The organism is Mycobacterium yunnanensis (assembly GCF_025823185.1).
Taxonomy (GTDB): Bacteria; Actinomycetota; Actinomycetes; order Mycobacteriales; family Mycobacteriaceae; genus Mycobacterium; species Mycobacterium yunnanensis.
Genome location: NZ_JACKVK010000005.1, coordinates 62,040 through 84,941, shown reverse-complemented (window position 1 = coordinate 84,941; position 22,902 = coordinate 62,040). Strand labels below are relative to the sequence as shown.

Below are 22,902 nucleotides of genomic sequence, written 5' to 3'. Positions count from 1 at the left end.
TCGTGTCCTTGCTCGTCAGGTCAGGGGATGAGGATGGTCGAGCCGTGGGTCTTGCGGGCCTCCAGGGCACGGTGGGCGTCCGCGGCGTTCTGAAGGGGGTAGGTCTCGCCGACGGTGACGGTGATCATGCCCGAGCCGATCGCGTCGAAGAGTTCACCCGCACGCCAGGCGAATTCGTCGGGTGTTCGGTTGAAGTGGGTGCGGTACGGACGCGTCAGGTAGACCGACCCGGCGGTGTTGAGCCGCTGCGGGTCGACCGGGGGCACCGCGCCGCTGGCGGCGCCGAACAGCGCCAGGGTGCCGCGAAGCGCCAGACTGGCGAGGCTCGCGTCAAAGGTCGACTTGCCGACGCCGTCGTACACCGCGGCCACGCCCTGACCGTCGGTGAGGTCGCGGATACGGTCACCAAACTCCGTGGCGTCGGTGGGGTAGTCCAGCACGTGGACCGCACCCGCCTGCATGGACATCTCGGCCTTGTCGGGTGTGGAGACGGTGGTGATGACGCGGGCGCCCTTGGCGGTGGCCCACTGCGTCAGGATGAGCCCGACCCCGCCGGCCCCGGCGTGTACCAGCACGGTGTCGCCGGGCTTGACCGCGTAGACCGAGTTGATCAACAGATGCGAGGTCTCACCTTTGAGCAGGGAGGAGGCCGCGACCTGTGGGCTGATGCCGTCGGGAACGTGGGCGGTGAGATCGACGTTGGCGACGCAATGTTCGGCATAGGTGCCGTCGGTGTCGGCGGTCGCGACCCGTTGACCGACGGAGAATCCGGTGACGTCCTCACCGAGGGCCTCGACGATGCCGCAGACCTCACACCCCAGAACGAACGGCAGGGCGTGGGGGTACATCCCGGTGCGGAAGTAGGTGTCGATGAAGTTCACGCCGATGGCCTCGGTGCGCAGTAGCACCTGACGCGGACCCGGGGTGGGCGTCGGAACCTCGACGTAGGCGAGGACCTCCGGTCCACCGTTTTCGGCGATCTGGATGGCATGCATGGTGGTGTCCTATCCGTCGACGGTGATCTTGAAGATGAGTGTGGTCAAGGCGCCGAATGCTCCACGACCCCCGATGAAGAGGCGCTTGACGTCATAACCGGCGACGTCCTTCATCGTCTCGGCGCCGAAGCGGGCCGGTGCGTGACCGTCCACGACCGCGACGTCGACGCCGAGGAGACCGTGGCGGACGTGGGTGCGTTCGGTGCCCGTCGCCGTGGCGACGACAGCTCCGATGGTGCGTTCGCCACCGTCTGCGGGGACCGCGGCGCAGCTGACGCGATTCTCGGCCAGGTAACGGTTGACCTGCTCGACGGTGGCGTCGGCACCCACGATCATGCTGAGGTTGCCCAAGTTGACCGAGATGTCGGTGGACTGCCCGGTGGTCAGCGGGAGGCCCGGGTCCTCGGCGAGGCGGCCCGCGACGGCGTCACCGACGGCGGCGCCGAATCTGCCGGAGTCGGGTTCGGCGGCCGACCGGTCGGGCAGCATCACGCCGGGGTTGAGCAGTCCGACGGGATCGAGGGCATTCTTGACGGAACGCTGCACGGCGATTTCGGTAGGCGTGAAGCGCTTGGTCATGAATGGAATCTTCTCGGTGCCAACCCCGTGCTCGCCGGTGATCGTTCCGCCCAATCGCAATGCGGCGTCTATGATCTCGTCATTGGCAGCCGCCAGAGCGGCAGCGGCCCGGGGGTTGTCCGGGTCGAAGAAGCTCGTCGGGTGCAGGTCGCCGTCACCGGCATGTCCGGTGACGGCAATGAACGTCAACCCGTCGCGGTGACGTACAGCGGTGGCCGCGATGGCGTCCTGCATCTCTGGGATGCGGTCGCGGGGGACCGTGACGTCACCGATGAAGAACCCCATGCCGCTCTGTGCGACCGCCACGGGGAGGTGGAGGCGCCCGTGCCACAGAGCGGTGCGGTCGGCATCCTCCTGCGCGACGCGGACCTGCGTGGCCCGGTCCCGAAGGAGCCCCTCCACCGCTGTCTGGTCGCGGTCAACCTGTTCGGCGGTCCCGTCCACGTCGATGAGCACGACGGCCGCGGCGTCGAGCGGATAGCCGGTGTCGTAGAGCTTCTGCAGGCCGGCGATTCCGGCGTGATCGAGCCACTCCACCGCGGCAGGCACCACCCCGCTGGCGATGATTGCGGCGATCGTGTCGGCGGCGTCCCGAGCGGTGCGGAACGCACCCATCAGACTGTGGGTGACCTCGGCGACGGGCCGCAGGGCGACGGTCACCTCGGTGACGATGCCCAGGGTGCCCTCCGATCCGATGATCAGCCCCAGGAGATCGGGGCCGTCGTCGTCGGTGCTCAACGTGGCGGTCGACCCGTCGGGCAGGACGACGTCGACTGAGAGGATGTGGTTGTAGGTCACGCCGTACTTCAATGCGTGTGGGCCACCAGCGTTTTCGACGACGTTGCCGCCCACCGTGCAGAGGTGCGACGACACCGGGTCCGGCGAGAAGCACAGCCCGTGCGGCGCGACGCGCTCCTGCAGGTCGACGTTGACCACACCCGGCTCCACCCGTGCGCGGCGCGCGGCGACGTCGACCTCGAGGATCTGGTCGAGGCCGGAGAGATCGAGGAGCACGCGCCCGGCGCCCGGCATCATGCCGCCCGAGCAATTCGAGGCGCCACCCCGCGGGACGACCGGAGTGCCGTACCGGGACGCGGTCTTCATGATGGCCGCGATCTGGTTGCGGTCGTGGGGACGCAGCAGCAGGTCGGCGGTGGCGCCGACACCCCAGAAGTCGTGGCCACGTTCGGTCAAGGTAGCCGGGTCGGTGACGACGTCGCCGTAGGCCGCCACGGCTTCGGCGAAATCGGCGAGAGATACTGTGTGACAGCTGGTTTCGTTGACGGTCATGTCGGTGCCTGTCGTGCGTCGGGAAGGGACGTGGCGGGCCACGGGGTACGGCGGTCAGCCCAGGAAGGGCAGTTCCGGCTCGGTGGGGACGACGATGACGGTGGGGCCGTCGGCCTCGAGCGCGGCGGTGAATTCCTTGGCCAGTGACTCCGTGCCGTCGACCGTGACCGCGCGGAGTCCGAATCCCCTGCCGAGGGACTCGATGTCGAGATCGGGCAGGTCCAGACCGGGGACGTTCGGCGTCTTTTCCAGCAGCGCAAAGGACTTCAGGATCTCGTAGGCCCCGTTGCGGAACACCACGAAGATGATCGGAAGTCTATGCTGCCCCGCCGTCCAGATCGCCTGCACGGAGTACTCGAACGAGCCGTCTCCGATGGTGGCCACCACATGCCGCTTCACGCCGCGTTCACGGTCGCCGAGCGCGACACCCACCGCCGCGGGCACACCCCAGCCAATGCCGCCGCTGGGGGTCGCGAAGAAGCTGTCGCTCTGCGTGGTGGGGCACCACGTCAGCTGATGGGCCATCGTGGAGGTGGATTCGTTCACCAACGCCGCGTTCTCCGGCTTGACCGTGGCTATCACCTGATAGACCAGTTCGGGCTTCATCGGGGCTGCGGTGGGTTCGGGAGCGGTGGCCGCGGGAAGCTGGCGCGGTGCCGGGGCGGGTCGATCGGCAGGCACCTCGACCAGGTCGACGAGTCGTTCCAACGCGGTGCGGACCGAACCGATCAGGCTGTCGCCCACCGGAGCGACCGCCGACAGGTGCGGATCGGTGGTGATCTGCAGAACGTCGGTGCCCTCGGGAATCCAGTCACCGCCGACATAGGGGTAGTACCGGAACACCTGCGCGCCGACGGCGATCACCAGGTCGAAGCCCTCGAGAGCGTCGTGCACCCCGGCGATCGTCATCGGCAGCGGGCCTCGAGCCAGCGGGTGCGTCTCCGGGAAGGAGATCCGGTCGGGCAGGCTGCTGCCGAACACCGGCGCCTTGAGCTTCTCGGCGAAGGCGATACCGGCCTCCCAGCCGCCGTCGCGGTCGACCTCGGGCCCGAGGAGCAGCAGCGGGTTCTTGGCCTGGCTGATCCTCTCGGCGAAGTGCACGAGCCGGTCGGCGTCGGGGGCGACGCGGGTGCTCACGTCGCGCACCACCGCGGGGCCCAACGCGGGCTTGTCCCAGTCGTCGAGCGGGATGGAGACGAACACCGGCCCCATCGGCGGTTGCATGGCCACCGCGTAGGCCTGCATGATCGCCGCCGGGACGTCTTCTGCCCGAGCTGGCTCATAGGACCACTTGACCCACGGCTTCGGGAACTCCGTCGCCTCGCGGTTGTTCAAATACGGGTCCACGAGCGCCATCTCGCGGGTTTGGTTGCCCGCGGTGATGATCAGGGGAGTGTTGGCCTTGTAGGACGCCACCAGCGAGCCCATTGCGTTGCCGGTGCCTGCCGCGGTGTGCAGGTTCACCAGCGCCGGCTTGCGGCGGGCCTGGGCGAATCCGTCGGCCATCGCCAGAACCGAGGCTTCCTGAAGGCCCAGCACGTAGGTGAAGTCCTCGGGGAAGTCGCGAAGGAACGACTGCTCGGTGGACCCGGGATTGCCGAACACGGTGGTCAAACCGAGGGTGCGCAGCAAGTCGTAGGTGACGTGATGGATGGTCTTCTTCTCAGACATGGGAACGCCTTTCGCTGTGTGGGTGGTGCGGCAGCGGCAATTCGTCCGCTGATAGAACTGTGATCTCTTGCTCGCCCGTAGTCATTGCCACTGGCGGCCGTTGTATGAGCAGGTCAGCGTCACCTTGGGAGTGGGGGCTAGCCGGAACCTGGGCACGGGTCGAGTGAATCAACGAGCGCCGCACGCCACCCCAGGGAAAAACACGGGGGTTTACCCGGGGGTCCACCAAAACCCCGTGGGGCCTACGGTCGGCGACATGCCGGCAACGACGAAGATCCCCGACCTCGGACCCGAGGTCGGGGATCTTCGCTGCAGATTGCTGCTGCTACGTAATTTGCGCCATGAGCGACTCCATGTCCGAGACGTCCCACACCTCGGCGAACTTGCCGTCCTCGACCCGGTAGAGCGTGAACTCCGATATCCGGACCGTGCGGCCGGTCGGCTCGATCCCGCGGAACTCGCCAAGGTGGGTCCCGCCGACCCAGAAGTGCAGACAGAGGAGATCGCCGTCGACCAGCAGGCTGCGCACCTCCCACTTCCAGTCGGGGAACCCCTCGACCAACGGCGCGAACTGCGCGACGACCGAATCCGGTTCCATGACAACGTCGTTGACCTTGATGGTGGGCGTGTAGAACGCCGTCATGCCGTCGAAGTCGTGCGCGTTGCACAGTTCGAGGTATGCCCCGTAGAGGGATTCGTAGTCGTCGCGCGTGCTGGTCATACGGGAAGACTAGGCGGTCAGTAGTCCCACACGCTCGGCACGAAGCGGTAGGCGTTGCCTGCCTCTGCGACGTGGCACAGCGACGGGAACGGTAGATGGGTGGCCACCAATTGCTCGCCCGTGGCCGCCAGCTCCTTGAGAAGCGCCAGCCGTACCCGGGTCGACTCCTCGGGATCGTGTTCGAATCCGTTCTGCCAACTGGGGTTCTCGAAGCCCGGCTGGAAGACGGCGTCGCCGGCGAACGTCAGCGCATCGTCGCCGGATTCGACCCGGACGATGCTGTGGCCCGGCGTGTGACCGCCGGTGCGGCGCACCACGACCCCTGGCGCCACCTCGACGTCCGACTCGAACGTGTGCAGTCGACCCCGGTACACGTCGAGGAAGCGTGCGGCGGTCGAGCGGAGGACCTCGGGGATGGGCGCCGGCATCACGGTGCGGGAGAAGTCCGGCGCCTCCCAGAACTCCGCCTCGGCGGCCGCCACGTGAACCCTCAGGTCCGTTCGCAGCCGGCCCCGCAGACCGTCGACGAGTAGCCCACCGATGTGGTCCATGTGCAGGTGGGTGAGGACCACGTCGGTCACCGACGCCGCGTCGACGCCCGCGGCGTCCAGTCGCGCCGCGAGCTGACCTGCCCGGGGGAAGCCCGGAAACTCCGTTCCCAGACCGGAATCCACCAATATGGTCTTGTCGCCGCTGCGCACCACCGCCACGTTGAGCGGCCAGTCCGTGACTTCCGGGGGCAGGTACATGTCCTTCAGCCACGCCGACAGGTCGGCGGGGGGAACATTGGTGGCCAGGGTGGAGGCCGTGATCGGGAGAACCCCGTCGCTGATCACCATCACGTCCACGTCGCCGACCTGAACCGCGTAGCGAGAGGGAACCAGTTCATCCACCAAGCTCATGTGCGCACTTCCTCTTCTCATCATTCGAGCGAGTCGGGTGACCCGTCTGCCCCCTCGAACGCCGCGCCGCGCGCCGATTCATCCGGGGAACCGCAATAGAGCGAGGCAACGCCCGTCGCGTGTCAGGATCGACGGGTGCCACCACCGCAGACGCCCGTCGTGACGTGGAGATGAGCACGCCGTGAGCACGCCGCGACGCTTCGCCGACCGATATGAACTGCACGAGCTCGTCGGCATCGGCGGCATGTCAGAGGTACACCTGGCCCGGGACCTGCGACTCGACCGCGACGTCGCGGTCAAGGTTCTGCATGCCGACCTGGCCAAGGACGCCGCGGTCGGTGCACGGTTCCGCCGGGAGGCGCAGAAGACGGCGGGTCTCAACCACCGCGGCATCGCCGCGGTCTACGACACCGGTGCGGCGGACGCGTCCGCCGGCACGCCGATGTACATCGTGATGGAGTTCGTCGACGGCCCGACGCTGCGCGACGTGGTGCGCGACCGCGGTGCGATGACCCCGCGGCGTGCCGTCTCGGTGATCGCCGACGTGTGCGAGGCGTTGGAGTTCAGCCACCGAAGCGGTGTCATCCATCGAGACGTCAAGCCCGCCAACATCATGCTGACCAAGACGGGGGCCGTGAAGGTCGTCGACTTCGGCATCGCCCGTGCGCTCGCCGACGGGGAACACGGCAGCACCGGGTCGGGTGCGGTCATGGGCACCGCGCACTACTTGTCGCCGGAGCAGGCCCGCGGTGGTGAGGTCGACGCCCGCTCCGACGTCTACTCCGCGGGCTGCGTGTTGTACGAACTCGCCACCGGCCAGACGCCCTTCACCGGTGACTCACCGGTCTCGATCGTCTACCAGCACGTGCACCAGGAGCCGGTCAAGCCCTCCAGCCTCGACGCCGCCCTGACGCCGGCGTTCGACGCCGTCGTCGCCAAGGCGATGGCCAAGGACCCCGGCGAGCGCTATCAGTCGGCTGCCGACATGCGCGTCGACCTCATCCGTCTCCTCAACGGCGACGTGCCCTATGCGGCGGTCCGACGCGCTGCGGAGTCCACGTCGCCGTTGCCGCTCGCCGGGGCGCGCGGGGCGGGTCGGCCGGCGCCGGCGCCCGCGGTGTCCCGTCGAGTGGCGGCCGTCGCCGCGGTGGTGGTGCTCGTCGTGGCGGGTGCCGTCGCCGTTGGGCTGGGCACCTTTGGGGGCGGGACCACCGCCGAGGCGCTCCCCGACGTGCGCGGCCGCAGCGTCTCCGAGGCCGTAGCGGTGTTGCACGACCGCGGTCTGAGTACACGCGTCGAGACGATGGCGCATCCGAGCGTTCCCGCCGAGCACGTCATCGACACCGACCCCTCGGCCGGGACCGCGGTGGCGGCCGGATCGGAGGTCGTCATCGAGGCGTCGACTGGCCCCGGCCGACGTCAGCCACCCGGGCCCCTCCTCGAGGTCCCCGACGTCGCGTCGATGTCCTACGCCGATGCCATCCGGGTGCTGACCGGCGCCGGTTTCCAGCAGTTCCGGCAGGCGTATCTGCCGTCGCTCCCGGAGTCCAAGGACCGCGTGTTGGCGACGAACCCCCACGCGCGGCTGCTCGCGGCGAACAATGCCACCATCACCCTGGTGATGGGGTCGGGTCCCGCCTCCTGACGGGTCAGCGGAAACGAACCTCGAGGGTGGCCAGCCCGAAGATCTTGCGGCCGGCCGATTTGGCGGTGACGATGACGACGCCGGTGCGGGTCTGCGGGTCGAGCGACTTGATTCGGCCGCCAAACTCGATGTCCGCGCCGCCGGAGGCCGGCACGACGGCGGGCTGCGACAGCCGGATCGCGTAGCGGGTGATCGCGCCGGGATCGCCCAACCAGGACGAGCCGAAGCCGGCGCCGAGACCCATCGTCAACATGCCATGCGCGATCACGTCCGGCTGCCCGGCCAGCTTGGCGATGTCCGGATCCCAGTGCAGCGGATTGGCGTCGCCGGACACGCCGGCGTAGTTCACCAGATCGCCGCGGGAGAGCCGCGCGTGATGGATCGGCAGATCGTCGCCCACCGCGACCTCGTCGAAGGACGGCGTCGTCGGCGTGCGGGTGGCGGCTCCCTCGGAGATCCGGGCGGCACCGTCGGGCCGCACCGTCTTCTCGTAGTCGCCGGACTCGTCGACCCCGAGCAGGTTGACGTCGTGCATCATCACGCCCTGAATCTTCGAGCGGATTGCCGGGTCGACGTCATCGCCCGTGACGCCCACGACGGTGGTGTGCAGCGTGTGGACCCGTTCGCCGTCGGCATCGGTGAAGGTGTTGGTCACGGTGATCAGGTCGCGGCCGGCGATTCGGCGAACCGAGGTCAACTCGACGTCGACCGTCAGCTCGTCTCCGGCCACGATCGGTCGGTGCTGTTCGAAGACCTCTTCGGTCTGCAGGTACATGTCGTATCCGATGACGACCGACTCGAACATGCGCTGGTTGCAGGCCATGGCGGGGGCAGAGGTGAAGGTCAGCGGGGCCACCAGATCGGGGAAGCCCAGCGCTTCGGCCGCGGCGACGTCCCAGTGCGCGGGATGGTAGTTCTGCACGGCGCGCGCAAATTCGCGGACCTTCTCGCGTCCGACGAGGTAGGTGCCGTCGGCCTGATAGTGGTGGCCGACTCGGGACTCGAGCTCCGAGGTCTCTGCTGCTGCGGTCATGACTGCGCTCATCTCTTCCATCGGTCAGTTCGCTGGGGCCGACCACTGCACACTAACGGGCGTGCGGTTCACCGCCTTCGAGTCCCTCGCGCAGCCGGGCGTTCTCGGCCCGTAGGTCGGCCAGTTGCTGGCGCAACGGCGCGAGGTGCGGTTCGAGTTCGGCGGCACTGTATCGCGGAGTGATGTGCTGCTGGCAGTTCCAGTCGAAGGCCTCGACGGTGACGAGGACGGCACGCTCGACGTCGGCGGCATAGTCCGGGTCGGCGAAGCTCTTCACCAGTGCCGGGTCGTCGGTGACGGTGACGACGCGCGCATGCCCGAAGATCTTCAGCCGGCGACGCTGCGCGTAGTCCAAGACGATCAGTGCGACGCGGTCGTCCCCGCTGACGTTGCCGGTGGTGATGTATTGCAGGTTGCCACGGAAGTCGGCCCAGCCGATGGTGTGTTCGTCGACGACGCGCAGGAAACCCGTTGGCCCGCCGCGGAATTGAACGTATGGCCAGCCGGTCTCGCTGACGGAGGCGAGATAGAACCCGTCCCGGTCGGCCAGGTATTCGCGTTCGTCGTCGGTCAGCGCGTCGGTGCCTGGAGCGGCCCGGCCCTGAACGCGCTTACGGCCGTAGAACCCGTCGCTGCCGTGTTCTCGCTGCACGTCCACGACGGCGTCGGTGAATGCGATGGCGCCGTAGTGCGTGCTCACCGTGTGTCTCCCTCCGAGGATGGGTCTCCCGACACCGAGACATCAGCGGTGGCGACCTCTGACGGCGTGTCGTCACCGACGATTATGTCTCGCCGATGGCTCTGAGCACCCGCGACGCGAGCAGCGGCTCGATCAGCGCCAGCTCGGCTCTGCTGAGCCAGGACGGGTTGGCCTGCTGCGGCGAGCGGAACACCTCCATGGAGTCGAGCCCCGCCGAGCTCAGCTCGTCGGCTGTCAGGGGGTCGTCGAACATCGGAATGCGGACCGGCACGTGAAGCCGACCCTCGTCGAGGGTGACGTCGCCGGTGACCTCGCCGGCACCCCAGAAGCCGCGCCGTGGGTGCGCCGACACCCAGAACAGGACCTTCTGGGCCGGACGGATCAGCCGAGTCCGGTAGTTGTCGGCGACGCACCACGACGGCTTCGTCTCACCGGCGGCGCGCATCGGCTCGACGTCGGTCTTGCGGGGGTTGCACTTGATCACCCAGGCCCCGAGGGTTTCGAGGGTGACGGGGCGGTCCACCGTACGTTCAGGCCGGGTCGGGCACGAAGTGCGTGTCCGCACCGGTCTTGAACACCACGTAGGCGCGCTTCCACGGTGCGTCGTCCAGTAGCCGCCACTCGTGGCCGGTGCCGGTGTGGTCGACGGCCAGCAGCACGTCACCCGGGTGGATGGTGAAGGTCTCGCCGCCGACCGTCGTGAACTCCAGCACGCCCGACAGCGTGATGACGTACTGCGGGATCGGATCGTTGTGCCAGTCGAACGACGAATGCGGTGCGGTCTCCTTGAATTCGATCGATTCGGCGTCCACCAGTTGTTCGCCGGTGATGCTGCCGCGCTCGACGTGGGAGTTCCCGTCGGGACCGGTGTACAGACGGTAGGCGCGAATCATGCTTTGGCTCCTTTGGGTGCGTGGTCTGGGTCGATGGTGTCATTCGAGGACGTCGTCGTGGAGTTGCCTGGCCAGGTCGGTGTTGGACCGGTAGTCGACGCAGACGTCGATGATGGTGACGCCGGGGTTGCCGAGCGATTCCTTGAAGGCTCGCTCGAAGTCGGCGAGGCCGCTGACGCGGACACCGGTGGCCCCAAACGCTGCCGCGTAGTGGGTGACGTCGTAGTCGGCCAACAGGATCCCAGAGGTGCGGCCGTACTTCAGCTTCTCCTGAAAGGAGACCATGTCGTAGGTGTTGTCGCGCATGATCACGTGGGTGAAGCTGAGGCCCAATCGGGTGGCGGTCTCCAATTCCTGTGCGCTGAAGAGGAATCCGCCGTCGCCGGAAATGGAGACCACCTGGGTGCCCGGTCGCACCAGCGCTGCGGCCATGGCCCACGGCAGGGACACGCCGAGGGTCTGCTGTCCGTTGGAGAAGAGCAGCCGGCGTGGCTCGTAGGCGCGGAGGTGCCGGGCGGCGTAGATGTAGTTCGACCCGATGTCGCAGGCGACGGTGGCGTCGTCGTCGACGAGGTCGCGAATCTTGAGCACCAGAGCGGCCGGGTTGACCCGACCTCGGTGTCGGCATGTGCCGCGGCGTCCTCGTCGATGGCGGTCAGGGCGGCGCGCTTCTCGTCGACGGATGCGGTCGACGACTCCGACAGCCGCAGGCCCGACAGCTCGGGTGTGAGGGCGCGCACGGTCGCGTCGATGTCGCCGCGCAGTTCCAGCGCGGGTTGATAGTGCACGTCGACGTCGGCAGCCACCTCGTCGACGTGGACGACGACGCGGGCGGGGTCGGAGTTCCAGAGCCGGGGGTCGTACTCGACGGGGTCATAACCCACGGTCAGCAGGACGTCGGCCTCGGCGAGCAGTTCGTCGCCGGGTTGGTTGCGGAACAGGCCCACCCGGCCCACGTAGTGCCCCTCCAGCTCCCGGGAGACGACCCCCGCGGCCTGGAACGTCTCGACGACGGGGAGGTCGGTGACGGCGAGTAGATCCCGGATCGCCGCACATGCCCGAGGATCGCCGCCGCGCATCCCGACCAGGACAACGGGCCGTTGGGCACGGCGGATGAGATCGGCAGCGCGCAAGACGTATTCGGCCGGTGCGGCTCCCAACGGCCCCACCGGAACTGGTGTGACGACGGCCGTGGTCGGTTCGGCGGCGACGTCCGCCGGGATCACCACCGCGGCGGCCCCACGTGGCACCGTGGTGGCGGCCCGGAACGCGTTGGCGACCGCTTCAGGGGCGTTGTCCGGGTGGGCGACCTCGCCGGTGAACTTGGTGACCGAGGCGAGCATCGCGGCGGCATTCATCGACTGATGCGTGCGCTTGAGCCGATCGGCGCGCCCGACGGCCCCGCAGATGGCGATCATGGGGTCCTGCTCGGTGTTCGCGGTCACCAGGCCGGTCGCCAGGTTGGTCGTGCCAGGACCCGAGGTCACCAGCGCGACACCGGGTGTGCCGGTGAGCCGGCCGACCGCGGCGGCCATGAACGCGGCGTTCTGTTCGTGGCGGCACACGACCAATTGAGGACCGCCGTCGTCGAGTGCGTCGAACACCGCGTCGACCTTGGCGCCGGGGATCCCGAAGATGAACTGCACGCCGTAGGCCGACAGCGTGTCGACCATGCCCTGCGCGGAACGTGTTGCCGGTGAATTCATGTCACTGCCCTTCGGTTTGACGGATCTGTCCGTCGGCGTCGACGTCGGAGAGATGGGCCGCCTCGAATTGCGGTGTCCGAGGCAGGCTGAGGTGAAGGTCGGAGCAGACGCCGATCTCGACGGTGCCGCGCAGCAGGCGGTAGTCGAGGGCATGGCCGCCGCGTGCGTGATCGGCGTCGAGGAAGTGCGCGTGGTATCCCGCCACCGAGATGCCTTAGACCCACTGGGGCATCCGGAACCCGCCGAGCGTGCCCGACACGTCGATCATGGTGACCTCGCCTCGGTCGCGGGTGGCCTCGGTGAACGGCGGGTAGGGGGCGTGTTGCTTGCTGACGGTGCGGGTGCGGACGGAGGCGAACTCGCCGCTGATGCGCACCGCGACCATCAGGTTGGCGCTCCCGACGGCGTCGTCGACCAGGGCGGTCACCGCGGCTCTGTCGGACTCCGAGGTCACCTCGATGGTCTGCTGCGGTCGGAAGCGGGTGACGACGGCGAATGGGACGAGTTCGTCGGGTTCGGCTTCCTGCGCGCTGCCGTCGGACCGGAGTTGGTAGCACACCGAGTCCAGCATCAGGAGTTCGCCGTCGAGACCGTTGAAGGTTCCGAGTCCGAAGTCGCCGTGGCTGAGCAACTCTCGGATGGCGACGTCACCGTCGTAGACGCCGTCGAGCAGCGCCTCCATCGTCGCGGTCTGGTAGATCTCGTTGGGTTCGGTGCTGTCGGGGGCCATGACCCAACTCTGGTCGAGAGCCCGCCCCGAGGCGACGTTGCTGACCCCCATACCCCGATGGGGGCTAGCCGGAATGCCCGACGCCGCGGGCATGCTTCGGGGACGCCAAAGTAAGCACACAGAAAGCGGCGGTAACATTCGTTACCCGCGGGGGCGTCGCAAGGGGGTGTGGGTGCCGGATTGGGCCTTGCAGCGTCGTCGTGCGTTGAAGGCGCTGCCCACGGCCGGCAGAGAGCCGCGGGGCGGCCCGTCGGATTTCGAGCTCGACGTGGCCGACGCGCCGGTACTGCGGGCTCTGCTGCGGATCTCCCGCGCCGTGTTGCGAGCCGACTACTTCGACGAGGCCCTCGAGGTCATTGCCGAGCAGGCCCAGCTGGCGCTCGACGCGGCATCGGTGTCGATCAGCCGGTGGGAGCCCGAGACCCACGTCCGCACGCTGATCAACGTCGGCACCCTAGGCCTCGGTGAGCAGCGATGGCCCGAGGCCGAAATCTACGACGTCCGCGACGACGGTCCGGTGATCAGGTTGCTGCGCCACGGCCAGCCCTACACCTTCTCCGTCGACGAGGCCGACGCCAACCCCACCGAAGCGCAGTGGCTTCAGCGCCTTGGCAAGGAGAGCGAGCTCGCGGTCCCGATCATGCACGACGACGCCATGTGGGGTGAGCTCTGGGCGACCGGCGTCGACGGGCGGCGGTTCGGGGCTGACGACGTCCAGCTGCTGCAGGCCATCGCGGCGCACGCGGCGGTGGCCATCGGGCGGTCCGAATTGTTCAGTACGGTGTGGCGTTTCGCGCACCAGGATCCCCTCACCGGACTGGCGAACCGGCGCGAACTCGACCGCCAATTCTCTGAAATCGACTGGCAGAGCACCCCGGTCGCGCTGCTCGTCGGCGACCTCGACGGATTCAAGACCGTCAACGACCGCGACGGACATCCGGCTGGCGACGCGCTGCTCCGCGACGTCGGCGCGGTGCTCGGAGAGGTGACGTCCTCCGAGGACGACGCCACCGCGGTGCGCCTCGGTGGAGACGAATTCTGCGTGCTGCTACCGAATCGAACGTTGGAGGCAGCCGAGCGACTGGCCAGCGAGACCAGCCACCGTGTCCGGCGGATTCTCGGCACCGACGTCACCCTCAGCTGGGGAGCCACCCTCTCGGGACCGCACACCGGGTCGGGACAGGATCTTCTGGCTGCCGCCGACGCCGCACTGCTGGACGCCAAGCGGCTGGGGCCGGGGCGCTACAACGTCGGGGTGGACAGACCCGTCGTGAACGGACCGCACCGGCGCACCGGCGGCACGGAGGGCGCGAGGTCGGCGATCGATCTGCTGGTGCCGCGGGTCCTGGCGATCCTCGACGAGCATGCCCCCCTGGACCTCGTCGCCGCCCTGGAAGTGCTTGCGATGCAGGTTCACAATGCGGTCGACGCGGCCGCGTGGGCGCTGTCGGAAACCGCGTCCGAGCCGGGGTACATCCGCACGATCCGCGGCGTGGACAGCATGCTCGACGAGTACTCCGGACTCTCGAAGCTCCGCAGGATCGACGCGGGGACCGTGTACCGATTGGCGGACTATCCGTGGACGGACCAGGTGTTGGCGTTACCCGGTACCGCGTTCATCGCCGACGTGGGGCGGGAGGACTGCGACGCCGCCGAGGCGGCGCTGCTGGAGACACTTGGCTATCACGCAGTGCTGGCAGTCGGCGTGCGAGGTGCCGACCGCCAACTGCTACTCGAGATCTTCGCCAGGCCCGGACACGAACTGGACGCCGTGGCGCCCTACGTCCGGGTGCTGGCCAATCACATCGGCAGCACGGCGGTCTAATCGGCGGCGGGCCGCCAGTTTCTAATCGGCGGCGGGCCGCCACGTTCTAATCGGCGGCCGGCCGCCGTGTCGGACGGGCGAAGCCGCCTGGCGCAGGCCGCCGAACGGGACCGCGCCGAGCCGAAGCCGCCGTCATGATCTCCTGGTATCGCGCCACCAATTGATCTCTGGTCAAACCGAATTCGGCCAGTACCTCGTCGGCGGGGGGCCCGCCGTAGGGGGCCCAGTTGCGCATGAAGGTGACGATGTCGTGCGCGAAGCGATCCGCGATGAAGCCGTCGGGCATGTCAGGACCCACCCTTCTTCTTGTTGTAGATGTCGAAGCCGACGGCTGCGAGGAGGACCAGGCCCTTGATGACCTGCTGGACGTCACTGCCGATGCCGATGAGTGACATGCCGTTGTTGAGGACGCCGAGGACGAAGCCACCGATGATGGCGCCCAGCACCGTTCCGACGCCGCCGCTGGCCGACGCGCCACCGATGAATGCCGCCGCGATGGCCTCCAGCTCCATGCCGATGCCGGCTTGCGGGGTCGCGGAGTTGAGCCGGGCGGCGAAGAGCAGACCGGCCAGGGCCGACAGCAGACCCATGTTGACGAACACCAGGAACGTGACGCGCTTGTTCTTCACGCCGGACAACCGGGCGGCCGCCTCGTTGCCGCCGACCGCGTACACCTGCCTGCCGAACACGGTGCTGCGCATGACGAATGCGTAGATGACGAAGGCGACGGCCAGGATGATGCCGACCACGGGCACTCCGCGGTAGCTCGCCAGCAGCAGCGTGAAGGCGGCCAGCGCGGCGACGATGGCCGCGCACTTGAAGACGAACCACGCCAGCGGAGAGACGTCGAAGCCGTAGCGTGACTGCGTGCGCCGCTGCCGCACCTGCTGCCACACCGCCGCCGCCATGACGAACACGCCGAGGATGACCGTGGGCCAGTGATAGAGCCCGCCGCCCCCGCCGATCTCGGGCAGGAAGCCGCTGCTGACCTGGCTGAAGCTGCGGGGGAACGGCGCGATCGACTGGCCCTCGAGCAGATACTGCGTGGCGCCACGGAAGACGAGCATGCCGGCCAGGGTCACGATGAACGACGGGATGCCGACGTAGGCGATCCAAAACCCTTGCCACGCGCCGATGACGGCACCCAAGAGCAGACACAGTCCGACTGCGAGCGGCCACGGCATGTCGTTGCGGATCATCAGTACCGCCGACATCGCCCCGACGAACCCGGCGATCGAGCCGACGGACAGGTCGATGTGCCCGGAGATGATGACGATGACCATCCCGATCGCGAGGATCAGGATGTAGCCGTTCTGCTGGACGATGTTGGTGACGTTGAGGGGCTTGAGCAGGATGCCGCTGGTCAACACCTGGAACAGGATGACGATCACCGCGAGCGCGGCCACCATGCCGTACTGCCGGACGTTGCCCTGCAGCACCGCACGCAGCCGCTGACCGGTCGACGCGGGGGGCGTCGACGGCGTGGGCGCGCTCGAGGCGGTGCTCACGGTGGGGGTGGTGGTCATCTAGCTGCGTCCCTTCATCATGTAGCGCATCAAGGTCTCCTGCTTGGCATCCTCACGGGCGACCTCACCGGTCAGCTGTCCCTCGTTGAGGGTGTAGATGCGGTCGCACAGACCGATCAGTTCGGGTAGTTCCGAGGAGATGACGATTACCGCCTTGCCCTGAGCGGCAAGGGAATTGATGATCGTGTAGATCTCGTACTTGGCTCCGACGTCGATCCCGCGGGTCGGCTCGTCGAGGATCAGCACGTCGGGATCGGCGTAGATCCACTTGCTCAGCACGACCTTCTGCTGGTTGCCGCCCGAGAGGTTGCCCGTCGTGGCCCGCACGGAGGTGGCCTTGATGTGCATGTCCTTGCGGAACCGCTCGGCGACGACGGTCTCCTCGTGTTCGTTGATGACCGACGCCCGGCTGACCTTGGGGAGCGAGGCCAGCGTCACGCTGCGCGCGATGTCGTCCATCAGGTTGAGGCCGTAGTGCTTGCGGTCCTCGGTGGCGTACGCGATCCGGTGGCTGATGGCTTCGGGCACCGTGCGCGTCCGGATCTCCTTGCCGTCCTTGAAGATCTTGCCGCCTGCCCACTTGCCGTAGCTGCGGCCGAAGACACTCATCGCCAACTCGGTGCGGCCCGCGCCCATCAATCCGGCCAGCCCGACGACCTCGCCGCGACGGACGTTGAGGGATACCCCGTCGACCACCTTGCGCTGCTGATCCAGCGGGTGGTAGACCGTCCAGTCCTCGATTGCGAAGGTCACGTCTCCGATCGGGTGGTCGGTGCGATCCGGAAAGCGATCGGTCATGTCGCGACCGACCATGCCGCGGATGATGTGCTCCTCGGTGAGGTTGTCGTCGACGGCGAGGGTCTCGATGGTGTGGCCGTCGCGAAGGATGGTGATGTTGTCCGCGACGCGGGTCACCTCGTTGAGCTTGTGCGAGATGATGATGCACGTCAGACCCTGGTCGCGGAGTTCGACGATCAGGTCGAGCAGGTGCCTGCTGTCCTCGTCGTTGAGCGCGGCCGTGGGCTCGTCGAGGATGAGCAGTTTGACCTTCTTGGACAACGCCTTTGCGATCTCGACGAGCTGTTGCTTGCCGACGCCGATGTCGGCGATGCGGGTGCGCGGGCTCTCGGCCAGCCCCACGCGGGCGAGCAGCCGGGCCGCGTCGGTCATGGTCTCGTGCCAGCTGATCACCCCCGCGGAGGCGTGCTCGTTGCCCAGGAAGATGTTCTCCGCGATCGACAACACCGGTACCAGCGCAAGCTCCTGGTGGATGATGCCGATGCCGCGCCGCTCGCTGGACCTGATGTCCTTGAAGTCGCCCGGCTGGCCGTCGAAGACGATCTCGCCCTCGTAGCTGCCGACCGGGTAGATGCCGCTGAGCACCTTCATCAGCGTCGACTTGCCTGCGCCGTTCTCCCCGCAGATCGCGTGGATCTCGCCACGGCGCACCATGAGGTTGACCTCGTCGAGCGCGGTGACCCCCGCGAAACGCTTGGTGATGCCCTGCATTTCGAGTAGCGGGGACGTCCCCCCGTCGCTTCGCTCGCCCGTGGTGTCCGAGAGCGTCACGCCAGCTGTCCGGCGGTGTAGTAGCCGGAGTCGACCAGCACCTTCTGGTAGTTGGTCTTGTCCACGCTGACGGGCTGCAGCAGGAACGCGGGCACGACCTTCACGCCGTTGTCATAGGTAGTGGTGTCGTTGGTCTCCGGCTTGCCGTTGGTGAGCAGCGAGTCGGCCATCTGCACGGCGGCCTTGGCCAGCTCGCGGGTGTCCTTGAACACGGTCTGCGTCTGCTCGCCTGCGATGATCGACTTCACCGACGCCAGCTCGGCGTCCTGACCGGTGACGATCGGCAGGGGGTTGGTCGGCGTGCCGTAGCCCGCGCTCTTCAGCGCGGAGATGATGCCAAGGGACATGCCGTCGTACGGGGAGAGGACCGCGTCGACCCGGCCGCTGGTGTAGGCCTTGCTCAGCAGGTTGTCCATCCGCGACTGGGCCAGTCCGCCGTCCCACCGCAGGGTGGCCACCTGGTCGAAGGAGGTCTGGCCGCTCTTGACGACGAGCTTGCCGCTGTCGATGTAGGGCTGCAGGACGCTCATCGCGCCCTTGAAGAAGAACGTCGCGTTGTTGTCGTCGGGCGACCCGGCGAACAGCTCGATGTTGAAGGGGCCCTTGCCCTGTGCCAAGCCCAGCTTGTCGGCGATGTAGGTGGCCTGAAGAACGCCGACCTTGAAGTTGTCGAACGTCGCGTAGTAGTTGACGTTCTCGGTGCCGCGGATCAGGCGGTCGTAGCTGACGACCGGAATCTTCGCGTCGGCCGCACGCTGGAGGGTGTCGGTCAGCGACGAGCTGTCGATCGGCGCGATCACCAGAACCTTCACGCCCTTGGTGATCATGTTCTCGATCTGGGAGACCTGGTTCTGCACGACGTCGTCGCCGTACTGGAGGTCCGTGTCGTAGCCCAGCTTCTTGAACTGCTCGGCCATGTTGTTGCCGTCGGCGACCCAGCGTTCCGAGGACTTGGTCGGCATGGCGATGCCGACCGTGCCGGAACGCTGACCGTTGCTGGCCTGCGGCTGGTCGGCCGTCGTCGAACGGCCGCAGCCTGACAGCATGGCCACCACGGCCATGACGAGGGTCAAGACCCCCAGTACTCGAACGATGCCCTTACGCATGAAATCCTCCCGACTGAGTGGGTTCGCACCGCGGTCTCACCGGCCGGGGCGGGCGCCCATGTGAGCGCTAACATATGGAGTTTGTGACGCCGCTCACGTCTTTGTCAAGCCCGTCGGTGCCTCGATGTGAGCGCTAACAAATCGTTGACACGCTTCGAATGTGAGCGTTAACATCCTGACGGTGTAACGCCGGTCACACTCACCCCTCTGCCCACCCGGGGCTCTTGGAACTCACACCGGCAACCTAGGCGAGCGAAGCGACGGGGGAAGCGACCAGCCGAGCTCGGCATTCAGAATCAACGAAGGAGTTGTTGTGAAGAGAGTCCTCACCGCGGTGCTGAGCATCGCCTCGGTCGGCGTTCTCGCAGCGTGCGGCAGCGGACCGGTACCGTCCGGCAGTTCAGGCGGCGGTGGCGGGGGAGGCCAGATCACCATGGGCTTCTCCCAGGTCGGCGCGGAGAGCGGGTGGCGCACGGCGAACACCACGTCGATTCAGGACGCGGCCAAGGCCGCCGACGTCAACCTCAAGTTCTCCGACGCCAACGGTGAGCAGGAAAATCAGATTTCGGCGATCCGCTCGTTCGTCCAGCAGCGGGTCGGCGTCATCGCCTTCAGCCCCGTGGTGCGCACCGGCTGGGACGCGGTGCTGCTCGAGGCCAAGAACGCCGGCATCCCCGTCATCCTCACCGACCGCGCGGTCGACACTCAGGAGAAGGACGTCTACAAGACGTTCATCGGCGCCGACTTCGTCCAGGAGGGCAAGTGGGCAGGGGAGTGGACGGCCAAGGAGTACGCCTCTGCACCCGGCCCGGTGAACATCGTCCAGCTCGAAGGCACGACCGGTTCGGACCCGGCGCTGGAGCGCACCACCGGCTTCGCCGACGCCATCAAGACCAACCCCAACCTGAAGATCATCGCCTCCCAGTCCGGTGATTTCACCCGGTCCGGCGGCAAGCAGGTGATGGAGGCGTTCCTCAAGGCCAACCCGAAGATCGACATGGTCTTCGCGCAGAACGACGACATGGGGCTCGGCGCCGTCGAGGCCATCGAGGCCGCAGGCAAGAAGCCCGGCCAGGACATCAAGATCGTCGCGATCGACGCCACGCACGACGGCATGCAGGCCACCGCGGACGGGAAGTTCAACTTCCTCGTCGAGTGCAACCCGCTGCTCGGGCCGCAACTGATGGACATCGCGAAGAAGGTCGTCGCCGGCGAGGCAGTGCCCGCCCGCATCGTGACCAAGGACCAGACCTTCGACCAGGCACAGGCCAAGGCCGCATTGCCCGACCGCAAGTACTGAGCCCGCGCCACCCATCGTCGACGCCGCTCGGACGCAGCCCCCCCGCAATGCTCCGAGCGGCGTCGATCACCACCGGAAAGGACGCCCGATGACCATGTCTCGTGGCGACACCACCGCAGCCGCGGTGGTCCGCATGCAGGGCGTCACCATCGACTTCCCTGGCGTGAAGGCGCTCGACGCCGTCGACTTCCGCCTGCTCCCCGGTGAGATCCACGCGCTGATGGGGGAGAACGGGGCTGGCAAGTCGACGCTGATCAAGGTGCTGACCGGTGTCTACGACCCCGACGCGGGCACCATCACCGTCGACGGGGTCGAACAACGATTCACCGGTCCGCGCCAGGCGCAGGACGCGGGCATCAGCACCGTCTACCAAGAAGTGAACCTCTGCCCCAATCTGACCGTGGCGGAGAACATCCTGCTCGGCCGTGAACCCCGTCGGTTCGGTCGCATCGACTACCGCGCGATGAAGCGCCGCGCTGCCGAACTGCTTGGCCAGCTCGACCTGACCGTCGACCCCGGCTCCACACTGGGCGCGCATCCCATCGCGGTGCAGCAGCTCGTCGCCATCGCCCGCGCGACGGCCATCTCCGCCCGGGTTCTGATCCTCGACGAACCCACCTCCAGCCTCGACGCCGACGAGGTTGCCGAACTCTTCCGCGTGATGCGCGGGCTCCGAGACGGCGGCACCGCCATCCTGTTCGTGTCGCACTTCCTCGACCAGGTGTACGCGGTCTCGGATCGAATGACGGTGCTGCGCAACGGCCGACTCGTCGGCGAGTACCCGACCGCCGAGATGAACCGAGTGCAGCTCGTCGCCGCCATGCTCGGCCACGAACTCGACGTCCTCGAGGAGATCGGCGAATCGGCCGCCGAGACCACCCCGGCCACCGACCAACCCGTGCTGAGTGCACGCGGGCTCGGACGCAAGCCCAAGCTGGCGCCGGTCGACCTCGACGTGCACCGCGGTGAGGTGGTGGGCCTGGCGGGTCTGCTCGGCTCCGGGCGAACGGAGTTGGCGCGCTTGCTGTTCGGCGCCGACCGCGCCAGCAGCGGCAAGGTCTCGGTCAACGGGTCGACCGACTCGATGCGCTCACCGCGCGCCGCCATCGCCAAGGGATTGGCCTTCTCCTCGGAAGACCGCAAGGGCGAGGGCATCATCGGCGACCTCAGCGTGCGGGAGAACTTGGTGCTGGCGCTTCAGGCCCGCCGCGGGTTCGCCAGGCCGTTGTCTAGGAAGACCAAGGACGACCTCGTCGACCGCTACATGGAGGCGCTCGACATCCGCCCACGCAACCCGGGCATACCGGTGAAGAACCTCAGCGGCGGCAACCAGCAGAAGGTGCTGCTGGCCCGGTGGCTCATCACCGAACCGCAGCTGTTCATCCTCGACGAACCCACCCGCGGGATCGACGTCGGAGCCAAGGCCCAAATCCAGCGGTTGGTCACCGATCTCGCGAAGGACGGCATGGGCGTGGTGTTCATTTCCGCCGAGCTCGACGAGGTCGCCAGGATCAGTGACCGGATCGCGGTGCTCCGCGACGGCACGTGCGTCGCGCAGGTCGGCTCGGACCGCTCGGTCGGCGAACTCACCGCCCTCATCGCGGCCGGAGGAGACCAATGACCAAGAAGCTCGCGGCCTCGCCCCTGATCTGGCCGATGCTCGCGCTGGTCGCGCTGCTGCTCGTCAACGTCATCGTGACGCCGAGCTTTCTGAGCATCCGCGTCCAGGACGGCCACCTCTTCGGCAGTGTCGTCGACATCCTGCGCAACGGCGCACCCACCATGTTGGTGGCACTGGGCATGACCCTGGTGATCGCCTCCCGCGGCATCGACCTGTCCGTCGGAGCGGTGGTGGCGGTCAGCGGTGCCCTGGCCTGCGCCCACGTTGCCGCCTCCGACGACCCGGGCGGCGTGGGCACGGTCGTCACCGCGATGGGGATCGCACTCGGCGTCGCCGTCGGCCTCGGGCTGTGGAACGGCATGCTGGTCTCGGTCTTCGGGGTTCAGCCCATCATCGCCACGCTGGTGCTGATGACCGCGGGCCGCGGTATCGCGCTGCTCATCACCGACGGCCAGATCATCACCGTCACCAGCGCGCCGTTCAAGATCCTCGGCACCGGCTTCGTCTTCGGACTACCGGTCGCAATTCTGGTCAGCCTGAGCGTGTTCGCACTGGTCGGTTTGCTGACCCGCCGCACCGCGCTGGGCATGCTGCTGGAGTCGGTCGGCATCAACCCGGAGGCCAGCCGGCTCGCCGGCGTGCGCTACCGCACCATCGTGTTCGCCGTCTACGTGTTCTGTGCGCTCTGCGCCGGCATCGCCGGGCTGATGATCGCCTCGAACATCTCGGCCGCCGACGCCAACAACGCCGGGCTGTGGATCGAGATGGACGCGATCCTGGCGGTGGTGATCGGTGGAACCTCGCTGCTGGGTGGACGTTTCAGCCTCACCGGCACCATCCTCGGCGCCCTGATCATCCAGACGCTGACCACCACGGTGTACACCGCGGGCATCACTCCCGAGACGACCCTGGTGTTCAAGGCGCTGGTGGTCATCGCGGTGTGCCTGCTGCAGGCGCCCAAGTTCCGGGCCCTGGTGTCGCGACGCCGCAAACGGCCCCCCGCGCCGACGGGCCGCGCCGCGACCGACGAGGTCGCCGGGCAGCAGGTGTCGGTGCCTGCGCCGACGTCGATGGTGGCGAAGTGAGGAAG

Annotated in this window: 19 protein-coding genes and 2 pseudogenes; 5 read left to right on the top strand and 16 right to left on the bottom strand. The window is 67.7% G+C overall.

The features are described 5' to 3' along the window. Positions 1–20: 20 nt before the first annotated feature. The 5 genes from H7K45_RS07580 to H7K45_RS07560 all read right to left on the bottom strand — a co-directional run bounded on the left by H7K45_RS07580 (position 21) and on the right by H7K45_RS07560 (position 6,158). Positions 21–995, bottom strand: coding sequence for a quinone oxidoreductase family protein (locus tag H7K45_RS07580; RefSeq protein WP_263995176.1), 975 nt, complete (start codon positions 993–995; stop codon positions 21–23). Positions 996–1,004: 9 nt separating this feature from the next. Beyond that, positions 1,005–2,864 carry an FAD-binding oxidoreductase gene (locus tag H7K45_RS07575; RefSeq protein WP_263995175.1) on the bottom strand — a complete coding sequence of 620 codons (1,860 nt, stop codon included), beginning with the start codon at positions 2,862–2,864 and terminating at the stop codon, positions 1,005–1,007. 54 nt (positions 2,865–2,918) lie between these two features. Further along, the gene (gene mdlC / locus H7K45_RS07570; protein ID WP_263995174.1) at positions 2,919–4,535 is read right to left on the bottom strand and encodes a benzoylformate decarboxylase; all 1,617 of its coding nucleotides are present in this window, start codon (positions 4,533–4,535) and stop codon (positions 2,919–2,921) included. Positions 4,536–4,860: 325 nt separating this feature from the next. Then, positions 4,861–5,256: an ester cyclase gene (locus tag H7K45_RS07565; protein ID WP_263995173.1), complete on the bottom strand. Its 396-nt coding sequence runs from the start codon at positions 5,254–5,256 to the stop codon at positions 4,861–4,863. Between the two features lie 17 nt (positions 5,257–5,273). Then, positions 5,274–6,158: an MBL fold metallo-hydrolase gene (locus H7K45_RS07560; protein ID WP_263995172.1), complete on the bottom strand. Its 885-nt coding sequence runs from the start codon at positions 6,156–6,158 to the stop codon at positions 5,274–5,276. A gap of 181 nt (positions 6,159–6,339) precedes the next feature. Here H7K45_RS07560 and pknB point away from each other — a divergent pair, with 181 nt between their 5' ends. Continuing rightward, on the top strand, positions 6,340–7,803 hold the full coding sequence (pknB, locus tag H7K45_RS07555; protein ID WP_263995171.1) for a Stk1 family PASTA domain-containing Ser/Thr kinase: 1,464 nt from the start codon (positions 6,340–6,342) through the stop codon (positions 7,801–7,803). A 4-nt stretch (positions 7,804–7,807) separates the two neighbouring features. Here pknB and H7K45_RS07550 read toward each other — a convergent pair whose 3' ends face one another. The 7 genes and pseudogenes from H7K45_RS07550 to budA form a co-directional block, all read right to left on the bottom strand. Then, positions 7,808–8,836 (bottom strand): fused (3R)-hydroxyacyl-ACP dehydratase subunits HadA/HadB, encoded by a 1,029-nt coding sequence (locus H7K45_RS07550; RefSeq protein ID WP_263995170.1) that lies wholly within the window; start codon positions 8,834–8,836, stop codon positions 7,808–7,810. A 52-nt stretch (positions 8,837–8,888) separates the two neighbouring features. Next, positions 8,889–9,536, bottom strand: coding sequence for a pyridoxamine 5'-phosphate oxidase family protein (locus H7K45_RS07545; protein WP_263995169.1), 648 nt, complete (start codon positions 9,534–9,536; stop codon positions 8,889–8,891). 82 nt (positions 9,537–9,618) lie between these two features. Further along, complete coding sequence (locus tag H7K45_RS07540) at positions 9,619–10,059, bottom strand: EVE domain-containing protein (RefSeq protein WP_263995168.1); 441 nt, start codon at positions 10,057–10,059, stop codon at positions 9,619–9,621. Between the two features lie 7 nt (positions 10,060–10,066). Continuing rightward, positions 10,067–10,429, bottom strand: coding sequence for a cupin domain-containing protein (locus H7K45_RS07535; RefSeq protein ID WP_263995167.1), 363 nt, complete (start codon positions 10,427–10,429; stop codon positions 10,067–10,069). Positions 10,430–10,468: 39 nt separating this feature from the next. After that, the gene (locus H7K45_RS07530; protein ID WP_263995166.1) at positions 10,469–11,020 is read right to left on the bottom strand and encodes a thiamine pyrophosphate-dependent enzyme; all 552 of its coding nucleotides are present in this window, start codon (positions 11,018–11,020) and stop codon (positions 10,469–10,471) included. Positions 11,021–11,217: 197 nt separating this feature from the next. Further along, a pseudogene (locus H7K45_RS07525) lies at positions 11,218–12,102 on the bottom strand (thiamine pyrophosphate-binding protein); the annotation flags it as partial. Positions 12,103–12,136: 34 nt separating this feature from the next. After that, positions 12,137–12,865: pseudogene (budA, locus tag H7K45_RS07520) on the bottom strand (acetolactate decarboxylase). Positions 12,866–13,037: 172 nt separating this feature from the next. Here budA and H7K45_RS07515 point away from each other — a divergent pair. Further along, positions 13,038–14,690 (top strand): diguanylate cyclase domain-containing protein, encoded by a 1,653-nt coding sequence (locus H7K45_RS07515; protein ID WP_263995165.1) that lies wholly within the window; start codon positions 13,038–13,040, stop codon positions 14,688–14,690. Positions 14,691–14,736: 46 nt separating this feature from the next. Here the strand turns inward: H7K45_RS07515 and H7K45_RS07510 are convergent, their stop codons facing one another. Genes H7K45_RS07510 through chvE form a run of 4 tightly spaced genes read right to left on the bottom strand, consistent with a single transcriptional unit; the run spans position 14,737 to position 18,891 of the window. Then, complete coding sequence (locus H7K45_RS07510) at positions 14,737–14,976, bottom strand: hypothetical protein (RefSeq protein WP_263995164.1); 240 nt, start codon at positions 14,974–14,976, stop codon at positions 14,737–14,739. 1 nt (position 14,977) lies between these two features. Further along, positions 14,978–16,216 (bottom strand): multiple monosaccharide ABC transporter permease, encoded by a 1,239-nt coding sequence (mmsB, locus tag H7K45_RS07505; RefSeq protein WP_263995163.1) that lies wholly within the window; start codon positions 16,214–16,216, stop codon positions 14,978–14,980. After that, positions 16,217–17,725 carry a multiple monosaccharide ABC transporter ATP-binding protein gene (gene mmsA, locus H7K45_RS07500; protein ID WP_263995637.1) on the bottom strand — a complete coding sequence of 503 codons (1,509 nt, stop codon included), beginning with the start codon at positions 17,723–17,725 and terminating at the stop codon, positions 16,217–16,219. A gap of 56 nt (positions 17,726–17,781) precedes the next feature. Beyond that, entirely contained in the window at positions 17,782–18,891 is a 1,110-nt protein-coding gene (gene chvE / locus H7K45_RS07495; protein WP_263995162.1) for a multiple monosaccharide ABC transporter substrate-binding protein, read from the bottom strand. Positions 18,892–19,204: 313 nt separating this feature from the next. Between chvE and H7K45_RS07490 the strand changes: the two genes are divergently transcribed. The 3 genes from H7K45_RS07490 to H7K45_RS07480 all read left to right on the top strand — a co-directional run bounded on the left by H7K45_RS07490 (position 19,205) and on the right by H7K45_RS07480 (position 22,897). Further along, on the top strand, positions 19,205–20,191 hold the full coding sequence (locus H7K45_RS07490) for an ABC transporter substrate-binding protein (RefSeq protein WP_263995161.1): 987 nt from the start codon (positions 19,205–19,207) through the stop codon (positions 20,189–20,191). An 88-nt stretch (positions 20,192–20,279) separates the two neighbouring features. Beyond that, positions 20,280–21,812: a sugar ABC transporter ATP-binding protein gene (locus tag H7K45_RS07485; protein ID WP_263995160.1), complete on the top strand. Its 1,533-nt coding sequence runs from the start codon at positions 20,280–20,282 to the stop codon at positions 21,810–21,812. Beyond that, positions 21,809–22,897 (top strand): ABC transporter permease, encoded by a 1,089-nt coding sequence (locus tag H7K45_RS07480; protein WP_263995159.1) that lies wholly within the window; start codon positions 21,809–21,811, stop codon positions 22,895–22,897. Before H7K45_RS07485 ends, H7K45_RS07480 begins: the two co-directional genes overlap by 4 nt. Positions 22,898–22,902 lie beyond the last annotated feature (5 nt).

Bases quoted from the DNA above. Each gene is read 5' to 3' on its own strand.
- H7K45_RS07580 (WP_263995176.1), bottom strand. From the start codon at position 995: ATGCATGCCATCCAGATCGCCGAAAACGGTGGACCGGAGGTCCTCGCC.
- H7K45_RS07575 (WP_263995175.1), bottom strand. From the start codon at position 2,864: ATGACCGTCAACGAAACCAGCTGTCACACAGTATCTCTCGCCGATTTC.
- mdlC (WP_263995174.1), bottom strand. From the start codon at position 4,535: ATGTCTGAGAAGAAGACCATCCATCACGTCACCTACGACTTGCTGCGC.
- H7K45_RS07565 (WP_263995173.1), bottom strand. From the start codon at position 5,256: ATGACCAGCACGCGCGACGACTACGAATCCCTCTACGGGGCATACCTC.
- H7K45_RS07560 (WP_263995172.1), bottom strand. From the start codon at position 6,158: ATGAGCTTGGTGGATGAACTGGTTCCCTCTCGCTACGCGGTTCAGGTC.
- H7K45_RS07550 (WP_263995170.1), bottom strand. From the start codon at position 8,836: ATGACCGCAGCAGCAGAGACCTCGGAGCTCGAGTCCCGAGTCGGCCAC.
- H7K45_RS07535 (WP_263995167.1), bottom strand. From the start codon at position 10,429: ATGATTCGCGCCTACCGTCTGTACACCGGTCCCGACGGGAACTCCCAC.
- H7K45_RS07510 (WP_263995164.1), bottom strand. From the start codon at position 14,976: ATGCCCGACGGCTTCATCGCGGATCGCTTCGCGCACGACATCGTCACC.
- mmsB (WP_263995163.1), bottom strand. From the start codon at position 16,216: ATGACCACCACCCCCACCGTGAGCACCGCCTCGAGCGCGCCCACGCCG.
- mmsA (WP_263995637.1), bottom strand. From the start codon at position 17,725: ATGCAGGGCATCACCAAGCGTTTCGCGGGGGTCACCGCGCTCGACGAG.
- chvE (WP_263995162.1), bottom strand. From the start codon at position 18,891: ATGCGTAAGGGCATCGTTCGAGTACTGGGGGTCTTGACCCTCGTCATG.
- H7K45_RS07485 (WP_263995160.1), top strand. From the start codon at position 20,280: ATGACCATGTCTCGTGGCGACACCACCGCAGCCGCGGTGGTCCGCATG.
- H7K45_RS07480 (WP_263995159.1), top strand. From the start codon at position 21,809: ATGACCAAGAAGCTCGCGGCCTCGCCCCTGATCTGGCCGATGCTCGCG.